Here is an 18,709-nt window from a genome sequence, read left to right as displayed (position 1 = left end):
GGACTGTGGGTCCAGGCCATGCTCCACGCTCGGAGATTTTGCCGCTCTTGCTTCAAAGTTGTGGTTGGATAGATTCTGGAACCATGTAGCGGCGCAAGCGCAAGGAGAGTGGAGGACCATATGGGGATCTTTCATGATCCCGGACGGGCAGACGCGGCCATGTGGGTCACGGCGACCTCGCTTGTGACACGCATCGGGCGCGCCTGCGTGCAGGTTTTCCGGCTTCCACCAGGGGTGGCCTATCCCCGGTCCTGACAGGAGAGGGTAGATCGGAATGGCAGCGAAGGAACTCCGTCCCCACCAGCGCGAAGCCGTGGACTTGGTGGTACGCGCCCTCGAATTGCCTGCACGGTCGACCGTGCCTGAGGGCGGGCTCCGGACTCAGGTGATCATGGCGACCGGATCCGGGAAGAGTCTCGTAGCCACCCGTAGTGCGGAGGAACTCCATGCGGGGCGTGTGCTGGTCTTGGTGCCCTCGCTGGACCTGCTCGCCCAGACCGAAGCCATGTGGCGCGAGGGAGGCCGCGCAGGCCCGATGATCGGGGTCTCCTCCCTGCGCGGGCAGGAAGTGACCTTCCCGAACACCACGGACGTGGACGAGCTGGTCGACTGGGTGCGCCCCTTCAACAAGGTCACCGTCTTCGCCACCTACGCCTCGCTCGGGCTCGGCACGCTGGAGCGCGCCCACGCCGCCGGCCTTCCAGGCTGGGACCTGATCGTCGTGGACGAGGCGCACCGGACCTCGGGCCGGATCGGCAAGCCGTGGGCAGTCGTCCACGACAACACCCGCATCCCCTCTCTGCGCCGCCTGTACATGACCGCCACCCCCCGGCTGTGGCAGCTCGACGAAGACCAGGAGCAGGGCGCGCCGGGTGAGCTGGTCGCCTCGATGGAGGACGACCCGGACGGCCCGTTCGGGGCCCGCTGCTACACCCTCACCCTGTCCGAAGCGATCGACCGAGGCATCTGCGCCCCCTACCAGGTCGTGTGCCTGGACATCACCGACACCCAGCTCCAAGCCGCCCAGCTCCTCGGCGCCGAAGCACGGTCCGAGCAGGTACGGGGGGCCCGTCTCGCCGCACTGCAGAGCGCACTGATGAAGGCATCCTCGGAGGAGAACTTCCAGCGCACCCTCGTCTTCCACCACGTCGTGAAAGAAGCCGAAGCCTTCGCGGCCGGCCTCCCCGACGTCGCCACACAGCTCCACGCCGCCGACCCCGAGCTGTACCCCAAGACGATCTGGGCCAACTGGCTGTGCGGCGAGCACAAGCCGGGTCACCGGCGACGGGTCCTCGGGGAGTTCGCCAACAGCATCGCCACAGACGGCACGGTCGTGGAGAAGGGCTTCCTGGGCTCGGTGAAGGTGCTGGGCGAGGGCGTCGACACCAAGAACTGCGACTCCGTCTACTTCGCCGACGTCCGCGGCTCCATGCCCGACCTCGTCCAAGCCGTCGGCCGCGCACTGCGCATCCACCCCGGCGAGGGCAAGACCGCCTCCCTGGTGGTGCCCGTCCTGCTCGGGCCGGGCGAGACGGCCGACAACATGCTCACCTCCCGGGCGTTCGGCGGGCTGGCGAAGCTCCTGGAAGCACTCAGGGCACACGACACCCGCGTCGTGGAGGCATTGGCGCAGCAGCAGGCACAGAGCCGTGTCAGAGGCGTACAGACCCGCAGCGGAGGCCAGGAGAGCGAGGAAGCCCAGAGCGACCGAAGCGACCGACTGTCGGCACCGGCACGAGCACTGCTGAAATTCTCCACCCCCCGCGACCCCGCACAGCTCGCCGCATTCATCAACCTGCGCGTCCTCAACCCCGAACACCAACACTGGCGACGCGGCATCGAAGCCGCCGCCATCTACGCCCATCTGCACGGCGACCTCAAGGTGCCCTTCACCTACCGCGTACCCGCCAAGGACGACCAGGGGGCGCAAGCCCAGAGGTGGCCCGCTTCGCTCGCCAACTTCCCGCTGGGGCAGTGGATCGCCGACGCAAGGCGCTTCCACGCCCGCGGGGACATGGACACCGACCGCATCGAGCAGCTGGAGAAGCTCGGCATGGTCTGGTCGCACTTCGACGTCGCCTGGGAGGAAGGCCTCGCCGCCGCGCGCGGGTGGGCCAAGGAAAACGGGCACCTCCTGGCCCCACTCGACGCCACCCACCAGGGATACCGGGTGGGCATCTGGCTCAAGAACGCCAGGGCCGCCGCCCGCAAGGCAGCCGAGATCGAACAACGGCGTGCCGAGAGCCTGCCCGTGGAGTCGACGGCCGGCGCGCTGTCACAGGAGCGACGCGAGCAACTGGAGGACATCGACCCCGCCTGGTGCCCCGCCTGGTCCGTGGAGTGGCAGCGCGCCTTCCACCTCGTCCGACTCCACCTGGAGGCCGGCGGCGACCTGCCCACGTCGCCTGGTGTCGTCGTACACCAGCGCGAGGACCTCGGACGGTGGGTGCGATCGGTCCGGCTCGCCTGGGACAACCTCACCACCGCCCAGCAATGGATGTGCGAACACATCCTCGCCATCGAACCCGCCAGCGAGCACGAGAAACCCAAACCACGCCGCACACAGGCCGACAAATGGGCGCTCAACTACGCCGCCGCCCGCCAGTACTACCAACGCGAAGGCCACCTACGCGTACCCCGCAAACACATCGAAACGATCGTCATCGCCAGTGGCGACGGCGGCGGGGACAATGAGGACCAAGAGGAGCGAGAGCTCCGACTAGGTGCATGGATCGGGAACCAGCGGTCCCGGGCCGCGTCGCTGACGCCGGAACGGGTAGAGCAGCTGTCCAACATCGGCATGCAGTGGTCGTGAGGTCGTCGTCATCGTGGCTTTGTTCACGAGAACCGGTTCTGGCTCGCATTCCGTGAACCGGTCACGGTGAGTCATGCGACGTAGCTCAAAGGCAGTGGTTCTGGGTGCGCTCTGTGGCGAGAAAGTCTCGCGCCGCGGAGGTGACCCGGTCGCGAATGTGCTGCTGGTCCGGAGGTTGATCGTTCGGCAGGTCGAGCCCTCTCGCCAGATCAGCGATGGGTTGCAGCGCGTCGGGGTAGTCGAGTTCGGCTGCAGCTTCCTCATAGATCAGCTTCGCTCCGTGCACCGGATCGAGTTGGCAGGCCACGATCTGGCCAGCCCACCACTGGGCCGCGGTCCATCGCGCCTTGGCAAGATCTTCCGAGGCCAGCGGCAGCAGACCCAACTCTTCCAGCACAAGGTCGAACAGCTCGCGGGCCTGGGGATACTCACCACGCGCGAGGCCAGCCAGCAGGGGAAGCGAGGGAGCCTCGATGTCGGCCATCAGGACGTCCAGGCCCAACTGGACCAGGTAAGCGTCCGAGGGGCGCTGCCAGGGTTCCATGGCCAAGTTGTCAGCGGCCATGCGGATCAGGCTGATCGCTACTACTGCGTCCACACTGTCGCCCTCTCAACATCTTTCCGTAGAGGGAAGTCCTATCACCGAGAGCCGGTGTCAGGTGGCCAGCAATACGCGCTTGCGTAGCGGGCTGAAACCGGCTCGGCCGAACATCTGGCGCTTGAGCATCTTGATCCTGTTGACGTGCCCTTCGACGACGCCGGAGTTCCAGGGCAGGGTCAGGCCGGCGATGACGGCGTCGCGGTCTCGATCGATGCCGGCTGCGAGAGTGTGGAGACTGAGAAGGTCGTCCTGGCGGACGGCGTCGAGCCACTGCGGGAGCCGTTCCCCCTGCCGCTCGGTGAGCATCTGGGCGAAGGACCGGACGTGACCGGTCAGAGCGTCGAGTTCAGGGCAGTTGGCAAGGACGGCCTTGAGCCGGAGCTGTTCGATCTCGGTAAGCGTCTCGGGTCGGCTGAGGATCCATCTCGTCACCACGCGCGGTGCCGGCGGTTGCGCGGTGACCGGCCGTGGCGAGGTGCGCTTCCCTCGCAGGTAGGCGCTGACCCGGCTATAGCTGCCTCGATAGCCCAAGGGAACGATCTCCTCCCAGAGATTCCAGGCGTTGGTGCAGCCCTCGTCCCAGCGTTCGTCCAGGTAGGGCTTGTACTCATCGAGGACGGAGGTCCTGTTGTGCTGCCACTGGCCGCGAAAGAGGTCCTCCGGCTTCGCAGCGTCGGCGAGACTCTTGACGGTGCGGTGGGTCATCTGGAGCTGACGCCCGATGGAACGGCGGCTGTGGCCAGCTTCCAGCAGCGCGTGGACCGTGGCGTGCCAGGCTCGGACGCGGTTGGCGAATCGCTCGCTCAGCCGCGGCCAGTAGCGCAAGCACCAATACACGCGCCCGGCTCCGTTTCATACGCAGGAGCATGTCCTCGGAGGAGTGGCCGCATGCGTGACGTTACGCGCGCGCACCTGCATCCCCGCGCCCCGGCTGTGATCGCGCCTACGGCTCCCGCCGCCTCCGCGTTATGCGTTAACCCCGACACGACCACCGCAACGACAGAGACAAAAGCGGTTGGGTACGGACGTCTTCCGTGCGGCGGCTCATGGCGGTCCGGACGCACCGCTTGCTTCAGTGCCCGGTGGTTGCGGTGCTCTGCTGGTCCCTGGCAGTGGGAGCGCTGGGTCAGCGTTTAACACGGTTACGGACGGCCAGGACTGCCAGGCCCAGAAGGACGGACTCGGTCACGCGGGACGCCATCTCGATGTAGGTGCCGGCCGTGGTCAAGTCCTGTCCGGAGGATCGGAACACCACTGAGTTGAGCGTGACGTTCAGGGCCTTCTCGAAGCGCTTGCCTGTGAACTGTCCCCGGCGGGGTTCTGGGGGTCTGCCTTGTCGATTTCGAAGGTGACCTTGCCTCCGCCGGGCGGTACGGTGCCGGTCGCTTCCTGCTTCGGGGAGTCTTTAGGGAGCCCGACGCCCATCAGCAGCACGATGGTGACGAGCATGGCGGCAGCGAGCCAGCCCAGGGCCCGGGAGGCGCGCAGGCCGTAGCCGGACAGCAGCCAGTAGCCGTTCAGCAGGCCGCGTTCGGCCGCGCTCGCCGGGCCGGCGGCGGAGCCGCGGCGCGGGTGGTGCCTGTGCGGTCGTGGCGGCGCATCTCCATCTCGCCGTAGTAGAAGTCCGCCGCCCCTGGCTCGTTCTTGCTGTCCTCGAACGCCTTGCGCAGCGCCCGGTACACCGGTGCCAGCTGCGCCGGCCCGACGTGTCCTGCGCCGAGCACCGCCACGTTCCAGCCCCGGACTGCTGTCGGTTGGCTCGCGCGCCAGTGGTGCTCTTCGGCGAGCGTGCGGCGCTGGGTGAACCGCACGAGTCGCCAGCGCCGCCAGTGCGTGCGAGGCGGGACCTCATCAAAGGAGCAGGCGCCCTCCAGCCGGAGCTGGTCCAGATGTACGGCCCCGGTGAACAGGCATCCCGACAAGTCGACGTCGGCGCGGACCAGATGGGCCGCGTCCACCCCACGCAGCGAAGCCATGCGCACCGCAGCGTCGGACGCGTTGGCGAAAGCCTGTTCTGCCACCGGCCGTCCGTCGGAGAGAACGAAGGGGCCGGCCTCCGCGGCAATCGTGAGGGGGTATTCGAAGACCGCGTGAGCGAAGTCCACCGTGGCGTAGCGCAGACGCACCTCGGCCGTTGACGACCAGCGGGTCCGCCGGCACCTAAGGTGGCGTGCGGCGAATGAGAGCGTCGCCGGGCCGCTGAACACCGCCCCTGACAGCACCAGCCGCCCGGCGCAGACCAACGGTCCGAGGCTGACCGACCGCTCGAAAACCGCCTGCTCGAACCGGGCGTCGCGCTTGAAGGTCGCCGACCCGAAGTCGGCGCCCCCTGGAAGGTCGCCGATCCGAACCGTGCGTAGTCTTCGAAAGTCGCGTATCTGAAGTCGGCGCCCCCTCCGAAGGCCGTGGACACGAACCGGGTGTTGCCCTGGAAGGTCGCCGAGACGAACTCGACGCCCCGGGCGAAGCTCGCCGATCCGAACACAGCATCGTGCTCGAAGGTCGCCCACTCGAACGAGGCGCCCCCCTTACGGCGAGGTTGGAGCGCTCGCCGTCATGGAGTCGCCCACCACCGGAACCCGACGGGTTCGCAGATTCCTGAAGCACTCTCGCGGCGCACCCAAGGGGCATTGGGCCTGAACACCCCACCTTGCCCGTTGGGTTTGGCTGCCCGGCACGGGTGACCGGCTGGCTCATACTTCAGGTGTGCAGGCGCAGGTGTGCCGTTCCAGTGGTGCGGTCGGCGGGGTCGACGAGGAGCGTGTAGTCACTGGTGGTAGGCAGAACGGTGCCGTCGATACCGCCCTTTCCGTTGGTCACGCACCCGCTGGCGAGGACCTCATCACCGGGGCCAAGCAGTTTGAGGACGTCGCACTGGTCGGGCAACGTCGACACGGGTACGTCGACGAAGACTCTCTGTCCGGCGGTGCCCGAAAAGCGGAAGCGGCTTGCGGCACCGGCCTGAGTGATGCTCGCGACGAGTTTGGGGCCGTCGATGGTGGTGGTTCCGACTTGGTCGGCAGCGTCGATCAGGCGCAGTTGTGAGACGCCGGTGGTGCGGTCGGCAGGGTCGACGAGAATCGTGTACAGGCCCGACTTCGGCAGGGTGACGGCGTCGATCCAGCCGTTGCCGTGGGATACACAGCCATGAGCGATGACGTCGTTTGCGGGTTCGAGCAGTCTGAATACGTTGCACGTGTCGGGCAGGGTGGATTCGGGCACGTCCACGAAGACTTTCTGCCCGGCGGTACCAGTGAACGAGAAGCGACTCTCCCCGCCGGCTCTGCCGACGCCCGCGCTCACGGGCGGACCGCCTTTGGAGATCGCGCCCACTTGATCGACAGTCGTGATCACTCGCACGACTGCCTTGCCGGTGGCACCTTCGGCGGGTGCCAGAACCAACCGGTACCGGCCGGTCGCGGTCAGGCCGGTCGCATCGACGAAGCCCTTGCCGTCCACGATGCAGCCACTGGCCACCTGTGTTCCCGACGGATTCATCAGATGGAGAGCGTCACATTGGTCGGGCAGGTCCGACGCCAGCACGTCCACGAAGACCCTCTGGCCTGAGATTCCGTCGAAGGCCAGTCCGGCCTTACCGTGGGGCTGCTGAACGGAAAGTTTGGTCGCAGTGCCTGCGGCGAGTTGCTTCTGCGTGGCGGCCGCCGCGGCGGCGAACGCGATCTCGCCGGTGAGTCCGACGTCGAGAATGCACGCTTCCAGAGATCGCGCAGCGGTGACGTCGGCGTTGCGGCAGGTGGCCTCGGCGGCGGCCCGATTGGGGAGATCTGCCGCCACGACGGTCTCATGCGGGAACGTGCGGTCGGTGAACGTGTCGGTGGTCTGGCCAGGCTTGTAATCGAACAGTGACTGACTTTGCGTAACCCGCCAACTGTCCGCGTATGTGGAATGCAGGACCTCGGGCGCCGGTGTCGCACCGAGCGCGCGGCCGCCACGCGCAGCCACGTCGTTGTCGGGCCGACCGTCGTCATTGCCGAACAGCCCCTCCACTGCTCCCTTGCGGGCATCCGCGAGGTAGATCGAGACGGTGAGCGACGATGTCCCCACCGCCTCCACCAGCAGTACCGACCGGTCCGGCCAACGAATCTCGACGGTGCCGGGACCGCGCTGCTCGATCTCTCCACCGTGCGGCAGTGTGCGTACGTCGCCCGACGCCACGACGACCTTGCCGTCCACGCGGAGTACCGCGCCGGAACTCTCCAGGTACACCCCGACCCGGTCGCCTCCCACGTCGGCGGCCACCGCCGAAAAGAGTGACACCGTACTCAAGCCCGGTAGCGGGCTCAGTCTGCCCTGAATGTCCAGGTGGTGGATGTCCGGCTCGCGGGGGGACGAGCGGGTGAGCGTGAACTCTCCCACCGATTGGAAGTCGTAGAAGAGGCCGTCGAACGTTGTCAGATGCGGGTCGCCCGTGCCGATCGCGCATCCTGCGCCGCATCCACCCTGGGAGGGCGGAGGGGCTGGCTTGGGCAGGCAGTCGGTGCCTTCGGGCGGGAGGGTGGTACCCGCACCGTATTTGGTGCGTGGAAGGAGTCCCTGAGTGGCCCGGTACTCGTTTTCCTTACGGGTTGCTTTGACTTCGGCGACAGTGATGCCGGTGTCGACTTCGTTTCCGGCACTCATGTAGCGGCAGGTGTCGCGCCGGTTGGCGCCTTTGTCGTAATCCGCGAGGTGGCTCATTTCGTGGTAGAGCGTGGCGCAGGTATCGCGGCGCACGTCGGGATCTTCACCAGGGAGTGGTGTGGTGTCGGTAGGGTTCCACTTGGTCGTTCCGCCGGTCCCTTGCCCGTTGGCGGCGCCTTCGGAATTCCACCAGTCGGGGTTCGAGACGGTGCCGGGCGACTTCTCGAACTTGAACTTGTGCGGCGATCGATCGAGTTGATCGAGGAGATCACGCTTGCCCGCGGCGGTGAACTTGGCGATGCAACCGTCGTAGACGCCGTGCAGGCCGTCTCCGACATCGATCACCGCTGCTGCAGGCATCGCGACCGCGACCGCCAGCGTGAAAGCCAGTGCGGCGGCGACCGAGGCTGCCGCCCGCCGCCGAAGCCGGTGCCACACCGTCACCAAAGTCATCCTCCCGTCACGGTGAACGCGACCGAGGCCGCTTCACCCGAGGCGAGGCAGGGACTACCAGCTGGCGCCGCAGCGGGCAGCAGGGGATGGACGTACCGGGCCGACAGTTCGTACTTCCCGGGTACGTCGACCGCCCAGAACGCGAGCGCAGCCTCATCGAAGTTGTCCAGGCTCGAGGTCCTCAGCACCCGACGGTCCTCCACCGAAGTACCCCCCTCGCTCGTCCACGGCACAGACAACGAGGCGCCAGGACGCAACGGAATGAGGTTGGCGGACAGGAAGTCGGAGAATCCGTTGATGTAGCTGCCGCTCGTCAGCGCGGGCGCCACAGGCACGCCGTCACGGAGGAACGACACAATCGTGACGGTGCCTTCCGAGACTCGGCTGACTGTGCAGTCCGTTCTTCCTGTATTGGTGAGGCCGATGGAGAGAGCGATCTGTTCCTGCTGGGTGTATTTCGCCTTGGAAGATGTGACTGTCATACGGACATCGCTCTGAACGGAATGCTCGTCGGCACGCGATTCTGGTTCCGATAGGAAGGTGCACCCAGCAGTCAGCAGCAGCCCGGTCAGAAGAACACCTACGGCCTGGAAGCGCATTTCGTCATCCTATGCAGCGTGATCAGGCAGCGTCGGTACGTCAAACAGGTGCACCCGACGTGTCGACCGCTGTGCGTGGCAAGCACAGGGGCGTCCCCGCGGGACAGCCGTTTCGGGGAGGTGCCGTCCGGCGCCCCGACGCCCGGGGAAGGGGATTGCGACCGACCGTCATGCGCGTCCGTTTGACGCCGTCATTGCCGCATCATCGGTGACGGACCCTGACCCGTCGGGCGGGCCTGATGACCGGAGGGTGATGAGCCTCCAGGAGCGCCGCACGACGTGGCCATGCCCGTTGGGCCACCGAATGTGAGGTTGACCGTGCCGGCTTTCCCGGCGCCCCTGCCGGAACTGTGGCGTGACCCGGCTCTTCGACCGCAGGAACTGGACCAGCATCTGCTGGAGCTGCTGCTCGGTGGCGCCCTGGCCCCGGGCGGTGAACAGACGGTCCGCCCACTGCGGCGGCAGGGCCTGGGTGATGTCGCGGATGCGGGCGTCGTCGGTGGTGCCGGGGGCAGCGGTGAACCCGAACCGGGCGCGGGTTGCGACGACGAGGCCGTCCGTGGTCGCCGCCTTCTTCTTGGCCTTCGCCCGGATCTGCGGCTGCCAACGACGCTTGACCTCACGCTCTATGCGCGCACGGAGGTCCTGGCGAGGCCGCTTCAGCTTGCCCGCCACGTACCGCTCCGTCGGCGAGCTCACCGCGATGAAGAAGAGCGGTCGGTTGGTGGCGGTCGCCGGCCTGGGACTGAGCCAGCAGGAGACCGTCGACGCCGCCCGGGAGCTGAGCAAGGCCGATCTGCCGATGGTGGGTGACCTGATCACCGCCGACGGGCTCGACGCCACCGGCGCGGTCGACGCAAAGGGCCCGATCAACGGACTGGCTCGCGTCGCCCTCACCAACACCGACCAGCTCGAAGCCATCAGCAAGGAACTCGGCCCCGCCCAGCGCACCGCGGCCCTGGTCAGCACGTCAGTGACGCCCAACGGAACCAAGGACCTCTACACCGAGTCCCTCAACCGCGGCCCGCCGAGGACCGGCTGCTGTTCCTCTTCCGGGCCGGCTCCGCCGTCGGCAGTGCCGTCGCGCTCCAGTCAACCGAATCTGGCCGGTTCGAGGAGTTCCTGGAAGCGCTTCGGCTGATCGGCCTGGAGGAGGCCGAAACCGCACCGCTGTGTGAGATCAGGACCCTTCTGGAGCAGACCGACGAGGCTGGCCTGGCCGTCCTGACCGCGTACTCGGGCGTGCTGAACGAGGTCATTGCCCTGATTGAGGAGCGGACCTCGCGCGCCGAGTTCCGTTGGTTGCTACTGGGCAAGCTCCAGCAGGGCATCGCCTTCCACGCGGCGGCGGAGTGGCCGTCGGCTCCGGACATCGAAGGCGCGCGGACCGAGCTGTTCTATCTCAGCGACGCCGTTGACATACCGGAGGAGCTGCGGGCCGTGGTGAAGGGCTACTGCCAGGTGAAACTGCCCACCGTCGAACGGATGGAAATGTTCGAGGAGGCGGAGCGCCTCAGCCGGGCCTTCCACGCGATTCTCTGAGCCGCACCCGGGAGCCTCGAGCCGCACCCGCTGCCGGCACGTCCACCACACACCATGGCCCACGCGGAAGGCCATCCGATCCGGAGGCGAGCACGGTGTCTCCGAGCCACATCCGAACTCCGCGCACCAGCTCACCGCCCGTCCTCCAGGCGGCTGAGGGATGAGCAGGAGATCGCCCTCGGGCTCAGAAGAACAACCACAGGCCGACGGATTTCCAGCCCGCCATCTGGGGCGATCAATTCCCGCATCCGAGGTGGACTGCGCCAGTCGGCTAACCGCCGGTGTGAGCGGTGCTGCCAGGGGTGGGGCGGGTGAGTGACGACCCGGCGATCGGTTTCCTGAAGGCGGACGTGGCGCGGTTCTGCTCCGGTCTGGATGAGCTGGCTCCGGCGATCCGGCTGCGGCTGGTCGTCCAGATACGCGCCGCGTTGGACGAGGTGACTGATGCGGCCTTGGATAAGGGGATGGCCGCGGCAAAAGGGTCAGCCGGTGGTGTGCTCCCGCGGGCTCCCGCACAGGACGTATGCGGCTGCTCTCTCCAATGGCGCCGCCAGGGCCGCGGGGGCGGGGAACATCGTGCTGGCGAGGACGGCGGTCCGTCCGGTCCGTTCGTTCCAGTAGGCCATGACCTGGTAGCCGAGGATCTCGCCTCCGTGTCCCCAGTCGGCGCCGCACGGGTCCTGGACGCGTTCGATGCCCAGGCCGTACCGGGTGCCGTTCGGGTCGGCCGGGTCTTCCGCGACCGTCGTCTTCATGTCGTTCAGCGTGTGCGGGCTCAGCAGTGCGCCGTGCATCAGGGCCCGGTAGAACCGGCTGAGATCGGCGGCGTTGGAGACCAGTGCACCCGCCGCCCAGGCGGCGGACGGATTGAACCCCGTCACGTCGTAGGGCGTGCCGTCCGGCGTCGGGACGAGGTCCGTCGAGATGTAGCCGTGGGCGTGGTAGCCGGATATCCGCCCTGTGCGGACGGGGAATGAGGTGGCCCGAAGTCCCAGGGGCCTGATGATCCGTGCCCGCAGTTCCCGGGCCAGCGGGTGGTGGGTGACGGCTTCGACGAGCAGCCCGGCAACGATGTAGTTGGTGTTGGAGTACTGCCAGCCGGTGCCGGGCGGGAACGAGGCGGGGTGGGATTCGGCGACGGCGACGAGTTCCCGGGGGGTGAAGACCTGGTTGCGCGCCTCGCCCGCCGGCACGCTCGGGTCGTCGGTGTAGTCGAACAGTCCGCTGGTGTGGTTGAGGAGCTGGCGCACCGTGATGCGGTCGCCGTCGGCCAGCAGGCCGGGCAGCCGACGTCCCACCGGCTCGTCGAGGGCGAGACGTTTGGCCTGCACGAGTTGGAGTACCACCGTGGCCACGAAGGTTTTGGTGAGGCTGCCAGCCCGGAAGCGGGCATCCGGGCGCAGCTTCGCGGCGGTGGTGGTGTCGGCGACACCCGCTGCGGCCTGGTGCACGGCACGCCCGTCGGTTGTCCGGGCGATTGCTCCTGGGGCTCCGGCGGCGACCACGTCCGCCAGCATGCCTTGCAGCTCGGCGTCGGTTCCGTCGGCCCCTCGGGTGGTGCCCGGCTGTCCGGCCGTTCCCAGCGCGGGAATTGTGCCGAGCACCAGGCCGCAGGCGCATAGCAGGGCTACCGCGGCACCACGGTGAACTCCCCAACGGAGCAGCCGCTCGCGGCGCCGTTCCGCTGGGGGGCCAGCGGGGCGTCGGCGCAGGTGGGACATGTCGGCGCCCTTGAGGTGGAGGTAGATGCGGCGGTGGAGGTGGGGGCGGCGCGGTGGCATGGCGGCTCCAGGGGTGCGGTGCAAAAGGACCGGCGCGGACGCTGTAATCGGCGGCTACGGCTGGGCGGGTAGTGCGGCTTACTCCTGGTCGGCGGCGCGAGAGCGTCGGCGCTGCTGCGGCAGGGCGCGCCAGAGCCGGCCGAAGAGCACCGTCCCGACGGCCAAGCCGAGGTAGTCGACCGGAGTGAACGCGCCGCCCAACGTGCTGGTGCTCTTGCCGTCGGCGAAGGTGAAGGTCATCCCGTCGAATACGTAGGCCACCGCGGACCAGTGGAATGTACCGGTCGCGTGCGGGTCGGCCGCCAGGACGCCAGCTCGGTATCCGGCGGCGCCAGCGTCGTGGAGCCAGGTCAGAAAGACCACCGCCGCCAGCAGGAACACCGCCCCGGCGGACCATGCTGGTCGCAGCTGCGACTCGCCGTATTCGGCGGCCAGGTATTCGGCGGCGAGCCGGCGTACGCTGCCCAGCCGGCGCAGGGCCGTGGCGGTACCGACGTCCGCTGCGGCGTCGTGGAGATTGCCGCGCAGTTCGCGGCGCCTGGCCGTCCTGGAGCGCCATGGCAGGTCCTGGAGGTGATGGTCGAACGTCCACACAACCCGTTCGATGCGCAACTGGTCGGTCCATGGGAGGGAGTTGGTCATTTCTGGACTTCCTCGGAAGGAGGGGCGGGTTGGGTTGGCACGGGGGCAGTGAGCACCGGATTGACCACGGCTGCCAGCGACAGCCATCCGGCGATGCCCTCCGTCAGGGCGGCGTAACCGGCCTGGGTGGGGCGGTAGTACTTGCGCGCGGGGCCGGACCGGGAGGAGACCAGCCGGGCGCTGACCCGCGCCTCGCGCTCCAGCCGGGCCAGCGCGGGGTAGACGGTGCCCTCGGCGATTCCGGCCAGGCCGACCTCGCGCAGGCGTTGCACCAGCTCGTAACCGTAGGACTCGCGCTCCGCGAGCAATCGCAGCAACAACAAGGACAGGACGCCCTTGAGCAGCTGCGGATCATGTGGCGTTGTCACACAGCCAGATTAAACCCAGTACTTGGCATCGTCTAGTAGTGGCACGCACCCCGCTAGGACGGGTGCGTCGTACGACCCGTTGGTCGTGGGCGCGGGACAGCGGCATGGACCCGGCGGGGGTCCTGCATGCTGCTCCCAGCTCGGTCGACACTGACCGACACCGACCATGCGAAGCGGCCGGGACGCCGAGGCGTGTCCGGGCCGCTGGCCGAGGTGGTCACGCCGGCCTCGCGCACGTTCTGCTGCTCCTCGGGGTCAGCCCTGCAGGGTGCCTCCGGCCGAGTGAACGGTCTTGGGGTGCTTGGAGCCGAGCCGGATGGCGGGCCTGGGCTCCCGCTCGACGCATGGGCGTTGGGGCCGTCGACTGCCTGGGCAGGGTGGACGGCATGGGAAGGATTGACGAACGGCAAGAGGCCCTGGCACTGGCCGCGCAGGCCCGCAGCCGCACCATCGCGGCGACTGAAGAAGCAGGGCGCCGCATCGGTGCAGGTGGAGGGGCTTCCTCGGGCCGCAGAACGGCCGGGAAGGGGCCCGACGCGGCCGCTGGGGCGTGTTCAGGGCTCCCGCGCCCGGTTTCCCGCGCCGCACGCGCTGCCGTGCGCTGACAGGGGCGTCTGAGGCTTCTGTGGCCTCGTCGGTGTGTCCACACGACGTCAAAAGCCGTTTTAGAAACGGGGGCTGACGGTGGGTACGATGCCCGGGATTAATCGTGATCATCGAACTAGGGGGATCATGCGTAAAACACTGCTCACCGCCCTGGCCGCGGCCACGCTGATGGTGCCAGCCCTCGCGGGCACCGCCCAGGCCGCCCCGGTCAAGGCGTCCGTCGTCGGCACCTCCGCCTGCGGGAAGAAGTACCCGGCCGGCTACTGGTGGACCTACCCGACCACCAACCTCAAGCTCCGGTCCGGCCCAGGGACGAACTACTCCTCGCTCGGCCTCCTGGTGAAGGGCACCGGCGTGGAGGTCAAGTGCAAGGCGAAGAAGGCCGGTTGGATGCGGGTCCTCGTGCTCAACGGCCAGCTGGACGGACGTACGGGCTGGGTGGCCAGCAAGTACCTCGACTGATCTCCGGCGCGCGGGGCGCCGAGGTCCACGGGCCCGGCAGTGTCAACTTTCCGGTGACACTGCCGGGCCTTCGTGCTGCCAGTCGGACGCGTAGGACAGGACGGTGGCCCGCTTGGGGCAGGAGGTGCCGGTCACGAGGTGGCCGCGAGCTCGGCGAGCGGGGCGGGTGACGCGTACGCGGGCATGCGGTGCTCCAGAGGGTTGGTGGGCGGGTGGCGGAGACCGTGGCGGCCGCCCGGTGCCGGGCCCGTAGTGCGGGCCCGGCACCGGACGGTGTGCCGCGTGCGGTCACTCGCGCTCCAGCCGCCCGCAGGTCGCCGTCCGCCCTCCGCGCCCTCCAGGACGCGTGCGTCGTACGACCCGTTTATCTCGGGTTCCGATCGCCGATCAGGCATGTAAGGAAAGTGCCCTGTTCAGGGACATGCCTTACGGATATCTGAGGGGTCGTAAGGCACGTAGGGGATGCTCTGACTTCGTTTCGGGCGAAACGAAGTCCCCACCTTGGTTCGACCGACCCGAAGTGGAGCGTTCGTCACTGCCCGCGGCAGAGGGGAACCGTGCCGGTGCGCCGCCCCACACTGCTCCCGTCGGCGTCACGTCCTCACATCGGCGATACCCAAGAAGTACCGCGACGGGACCCACCCTGGTCCGAACGGGTGGCTGGCGCCTACGCCGCTGCTACGTACTGGGATACATGCACCGACGTCTGCAAGCGTGATCAGGTGAATGACAAGCAGGCCTTCGCAGGGCTCCTGGCCCAGGTGATCCCTGTAGTGATCGTCGCACTCATGCTGGAGGCGCGATTCGAGCACCAGCAACGGATCGCTGTCGGCGCATCAGCCGGCGGTGGGCAGGGCGCCGCTGTCACACCAGCGCCGGGTGGTGGTCAAGTATCACAACCACCCAAGTGCTTTTGGTTCACTGTAGACCTTCTTTTCCAGGCCCTCGTCTTGACGGTCTTGGCTTTCCTGGAGGTGGCGGCGCTACTTACCGCTGCTGGGGCAGTCGGGGCTTCCAGCTGCGTGGGCTGGTTTGCGGGTGTTCCGGGGGCAATCGGTAGCGGCATGCTGCTGATGGCCCTGGGGATGCTATTCCTGCACACGATCGCTGAGTCCTACGGCAACCAGCTTTGGGCTCCAGGATGCATCCGTGTGGTAAGCATCCTCCTCTCCTTGGCTTACGTCGCCGCGGGGATCACGGCCGTACTGCTGAAGTGGCCCCCCAGCCCCTGCTTCAGTAAGTGGCCCCCGTGGTAAGCGTTTCGGCTTTGCTGCCTTTCGGTACCAGCCTGCGGCGCGGTACGTCGCCCGAACAGGAGTCCAGGAAACGGTTCGGCTGAACCGTTTCCGGAAACGTGCCTTACATGCCTGCAACTTCGATAGCCCCGCCGACCTGCTGAAAGCGTCGTGGAGCCCTAGATAACTCGGGTGGTCGTGGGCGCGGGACAGCGGCATGGACCCGGCCGTGGTTCGTGCATGCCGCTCCCGGCTCGGTCGACACTGACCGACACCGACCATACGAAGCGGCCCGGACACCAAGGCGGTGTCCGGGCCGCTGGCCGAGGTGGTCACGCCGGCCTCGCGCACGTTCTGCTGCTCCTCGGGGTCAGCCCTGCAGAGTGCCTCCGGCCGAGTGAACGGTCTTGGGGTGCTTGGAGCCGCGCCGGGCGTCGGTGAGCGCGGCCAGCAGCTCGGCGGGCTCGGGCTGCTGGTGCTCGCTGAGGTAGCGGATGCCTTCGCCCTCCGGCGGGGTGCCAGTCTCCTTGCCGATCGGGTGACGCCTGCTGACCGCGGTACGCCAGCCGTAGCGCTCGTCCCACACGAGGGCGGGCACGCCGGATCCACTCAGCGCCACAGCCGCGGCAAGCACTTCCCCGTCCAGGCGCTGCACCCGGACGTCCTGCGCCTCGGCCAGGCCTGCGCCGACCAGGACGTCGGCGACGCGCTGCAGGTACGGCTGTACCCGCCGGGCGCGCAGCTCGACAGCGGCGCTGGCAAGGGCTGTGCGCCGCACCGCGGTCGGATAGCCGAGACGGGTGGCGGCCTCCTCGGGGGTCAAGTCCGGTTCGGCTTGCACCAGGTCGGCGATCCGCTCCCCGCGCAGGCGGGGAAGGGCACGCGCGGCCGCGGCGTAGGACAGGCCGAAGCGCTCCTGGACCGTTGCGAGGGTCACCGCCGGGTCCTCGTCGAGCAGGTCGCCGACCCGGGCGGAGATCTCGTCCCTCGGCACCATGTCCCCGCTGCCCTTGGGCCGGCCCTTGGGTCCGGTGTCTGTACCGGCGGCCCTGCCGGTGCGGAAGGCCTGCACGATGCCGCGCGGGCAGTGCTCCACGCCCTTGACCTTGGTCAGGTGGGGGGCGATCTGAGGGTGCATCTTGTAGTCGTCCCAGGTCTTGGGGCTGACACCCAGCACGGCGGCGGCCTCGTTACGGTCGAGGAGGTCCTGCTCGTCGTCCTCCTGCGGCAGTTCGGGAACGGGGCGGCCGGCCAGGTGGGCAGCGGTCTGCTCGCTGTCCCACAGCTTCACCCGCGCCCCGTCGGAGCTGATCAGGGGCGGGAAGGCCTCGTCGGCGTAGGGCTTCTTGTTGCGGAAGGTGCCGATCGTCACGCCCATGGCGGCGGCGAACTCTTCGCTGTTCTGGACGTACTTCCGTCGTCCGGCGCGGATCATCGTCTCTCCTGGTCGGTCGTGCAGGGCGCCGGCGGCGGCGTCGCGGGCGAGAGCGAGGCACGGGCGGTTCATATGTTGCAGGCGGGCGTGCCCGCGCAGGTGGCACACCACTTCGAGGGCACGGCGCGGCCCTCTTCGTGCCGATCAGACGACCTCGAGGCTGCGCAGGGCAAGAGCGTTGTCGAGGTGGGCATCGGTCACGCGGCCGAGATGAGCAGCCAACTCGAGGTTGCCACTAGGCCGTTTCTTTCGGATCATCTGTCCGACCAGATGAAGATGGCTGCGAGGTGGAGTCCGGCGAGGTAGATGGTGGCGGTCTTGTCGTAGCGGGTGGCCAGGCCGCGCCACTGCTTCAGCTTGTTGATGCAGCGCTCGACCGTGTTGCGCTGCCTGTAGGCGTCGCGGTCAAAGGCCGGCGGACGGCCTCCCAGTCTGCCGAGCCGTTTGCGGTTGGCGGCCTGGTCGGCGGGCTGCGAGATCACCGCCCGGATCCCGCGCCGACGGAGATGGGTGCGGATCGCGCGGGATGAATACGCCTTGTCCGCCAGGATCATCTTCGGTGTGGTTCTGGGCCGGCCGACCGGTCGGGGCACCCGTAAGTGGGCCATAACCTGGGGGAATGTCGGTGCGTCACCGGCCTGGCCGGGTGTGAGGACGAAGGCGAGCGGGCGGCAGCGACTGTCCGCGGCGAGGTGGATCTTGGTGGTCAGCCCGCCGCGGGACCGTCCGAGGGCATGATGATCCGGCTCGCCGCCCGGGGCCCCTTTTGACGGGCCCCGGCGGCGTGCTGGTGGAGTCGACCGCGACGATCCAGTCGAGGTCGCCCTCGGCGTCGGCCCGGGCGAGCGGGGCAGTGAAAACCTTCTCCCAGGTGCCGTCGGCAGCCCACTTCCGCAGCCGGTTGTGAGCGCCCTTCCAGGAACCGAAGTGCTCGGGAAGGTCCGTCCACGGCGTGCCGGTGCGGTACTTGAACGCGATCGCATCGATCACCTGCCGGTGATCACGCCACCGTCCACCCCGCTTCGGAGTCCGGTCCGGCAGCAACGGCTCGATCCTCGCCCACTGGGCGTCAGTCAACGACACACCTGATCAACGATCAGGTGATCTGAAGGCTACTGCTCAACTTCCTTGGTGCTGCTGACGCTCTCGAAGTCGCCGCACGTGCCTGGCGTACTGCCCAGCCTGCGACCTCTGGGCGCGTTCGATTGAAAGCACCTGGGGATCTGCCGCGCGCTCGTACAGCTCAACCTCGAAGGAGTCCGCGTCCACCTCGACAAGCCGGGCAAGGGCATCCCGATCCTGCTCAGCTGTCGGACGCGCTCGGACCTCGTCCCTCCACACCTGACCGCTCGCCTCGGCTTCGTCCATCTCACCAATATATGTGCGGGCGGCGGGGCCCGAAGTCCGCCCGAACCAAGATCCGGAAGAAGCGCCCTAGGTGTGCTGTCCGGGGACGTTGGTGACGGGCGACATGCGCCTTCGTGGTGCTTGAACGGGTGAGGGCCTTCTGGGTTCGGTGTGGATTGCGA

General features: G+C 68.1%; 15 protein-coding genes and 2 pseudogenes. 4 read left to right on the top strand and 13 right to left on the bottom strand.

Annotation, left to right across the window (positions count from 1 at the left end; genetic code table 11):
- Nucleotides 1–274 precede the first annotated feature (274 nt).
- Nucleotides 275–2,815 (top strand): Helicase associated domain protein, encoded by a 2,541-nt coding sequence (locus ACWCP6_RS36750; protein ID WP_450937013.1) that lies wholly within the window; start codon nt 275–277, stop codon nt 2,813–2,815.
- Between the two features lie 85 nt (nt 2,816–2,900).
- On the opposite strand, the gene ACWCP6_RS36745 is transcribed toward ACWCP6_RS36750, so the two are convergent.
- The 8 genes and pseudogenes from ACWCP6_RS36745 to tpg form a co-directional block, all read right to left on the bottom strand.
- Nucleotides 2,901–3,380, bottom strand: a complete 480-nt coding sequence (locus ACWCP6_RS36745) for a hypothetical protein (protein ID WP_450937012.1) — start codon at nt 3,378–3,380, stop codon at nt 2,901–2,903.
- 90 nt (nt 3,381–3,470) lie between these two features.
- On the bottom strand, nt 3,471–4,253 hold the full coding sequence (locus ACWCP6_RS36740) for a transposase (protein ID WP_450937011.1): 783 nt from the start codon (nt 4,251–4,253) through the stop codon (nt 3,471–3,473).
- Between the two features lie 435 nt (nt 4,254–4,688).
- On the bottom strand, nt 4,689–4,865 hold the full coding sequence (locus ACWCP6_RS36735) for a hypothetical protein (RefSeq protein WP_450937010.1): 177 nt from the start codon (nt 4,863–4,865) through the stop codon (nt 4,689–4,691).
- A gap of 68 nt (nt 4,866–4,933) precedes the next feature.
- Nucleotides 4,934–5,437, bottom strand: coding sequence for a hypothetical protein (locus tag ACWCP6_RS36730; RefSeq protein ID WP_450937009.1), 504 nt, complete (start codon nt 5,435–5,437; stop codon nt 4,934–4,936).
- A 317-nt stretch (nt 5,438–5,754) separates the two neighbouring features.
- A pseudogene (locus ACWCP6_RS36725) lies at nt 5,755–5,901 on the bottom strand (pentapeptide repeat-containing protein); the annotation flags it as partial.
- Between the two features lie 215 nt (nt 5,902–6,116).
- Entirely contained in the window at nt 6,117–8,501 is a 2,385-nt protein-coding gene (locus ACWCP6_RS36720; RefSeq protein WP_450937008.1) for a VWD domain-containing protein, read from the bottom strand.
- Nucleotides 8,502–8,506: 5 nt separating this feature from the next.
- Nucleotides 8,507–9,109, bottom strand: coding sequence for a hypothetical protein (locus ACWCP6_RS36715; protein ID WP_450937007.1), 603 nt, complete (start codon nt 9,107–9,109; stop codon nt 8,507–8,509).
- A 372-nt stretch (nt 9,110–9,481) separates the two neighbouring features.
- Nucleotides 9,482–9,793 (bottom strand): annotated as a pseudogene (gene tpg, locus ACWCP6_RS36710) (telomere-protecting terminal protein Tpg); the annotation flags it as partial.
- Here tpg and ACWCP6_RS36705 point away from each other — a divergent pair.
- Both ACWCP6_RS36705 and ACWCP6_RS36700 read left to right on the top strand, forming a co-directional pair.
- Nucleotides 9,774–10,250 (top strand): hypothetical protein, encoded by a 477-nt coding sequence (locus ACWCP6_RS36705; protein ID WP_450937014.1) that lies wholly within the window; start codon nt 9,774–9,776, stop codon nt 10,248–10,250. The pseudogene tpg and the gene ACWCP6_RS36705 sit on opposite strands and share 20 nt — an antisense overlap.
- Nucleotides 10,251–10,351: 101 nt before the next feature.
- Complete coding sequence (locus ACWCP6_RS36700; RefSeq protein WP_450937006.1) at nt 10,352–10,651, top strand: hypothetical protein; 300 nt, start codon at nt 10,352–10,354, stop codon at nt 10,649–10,651.
- A gap of 482 nt (nt 10,652–11,133) precedes the next feature.
- Here the strand turns inward: ACWCP6_RS36700 and ACWCP6_RS36695 are convergent, their stop codons facing one another.
- The 3 genes from ACWCP6_RS36695 to ACWCP6_RS36685 all read right to left on the bottom strand — a co-directional run bounded on the left by ACWCP6_RS36695 (nt 11,134) and on the right by ACWCP6_RS36685 (nt 13,442).
- On the bottom strand, nt 11,134–12,432 hold the full coding sequence (locus ACWCP6_RS36695) for a serine hydrolase domain-containing protein (RefSeq protein ID WP_450937005.1): 1,299 nt from the start codon (nt 12,430–12,432) through the stop codon (nt 11,134–11,136).
- 78 nt (nt 12,433–12,510) lie between these two features.
- Nucleotides 12,511–13,074, bottom strand: a complete 564-nt coding sequence (locus ACWCP6_RS36690) for a hypothetical protein (RefSeq protein WP_450937004.1) — start codon at nt 13,072–13,074, stop codon at nt 12,511–12,513.
- Nucleotides 13,071–13,442, bottom strand: coding sequence for a PadR family transcriptional regulator (locus ACWCP6_RS36685; RefSeq protein WP_358549116.1), 372 nt, complete (start codon nt 13,440–13,442; stop codon nt 13,071–13,073). The genes ACWCP6_RS36690 and ACWCP6_RS36685 overlap by 4 nt, the downstream gene beginning before the upstream one ends.
- Before the next feature lie 732 nt (nt 13,443–14,174).
- On the opposite strand from ACWCP6_RS36685, the gene ACWCP6_RS36680 reads away from it, so the two are divergent.
- Complete coding sequence (locus ACWCP6_RS36680) at nt 14,175–14,510, top strand: SH3 domain-containing protein (protein WP_450937003.1); 336 nt, start codon at nt 14,175–14,177, stop codon at nt 14,508–14,510.
- Between the two features lie 1,605 nt (nt 14,511–16,115).
- Here ACWCP6_RS36680 and ACWCP6_RS36675 read toward each other — a convergent pair.
- Nucleotides 16,116–17,252 (bottom strand): DUF6292 family protein, encoded by a 1,137-nt coding sequence (locus ACWCP6_RS36675; RefSeq protein ID WP_450937002.1) that lies wholly within the window; start codon nt 17,250–17,252, stop codon nt 16,116–16,118.
- A gap of 182 nt (nt 17,253–17,434) precedes the next feature.
- A protein-coding gene (locus tag ACWCP6_RS36670; RefSeq protein ID WP_450937001.1) for an IS5 family transposase occupies nt 17,435–18,263 on the bottom strand; the annotation gives its coding sequence in 2 pieces (ribosomal slippage) (nt 17,435–17,942 and nt 17,941–18,263; 831 coding nt in all).
- Nucleotides 18,264–18,709 lie beyond the last annotated feature (446 nt).

It is taken from the genome of Streptomyces sp. NPDC002004 (assembly GCF_053593975.1).
This window is presented reverse-complemented; position numbering and strand designations above follow the sequence as displayed.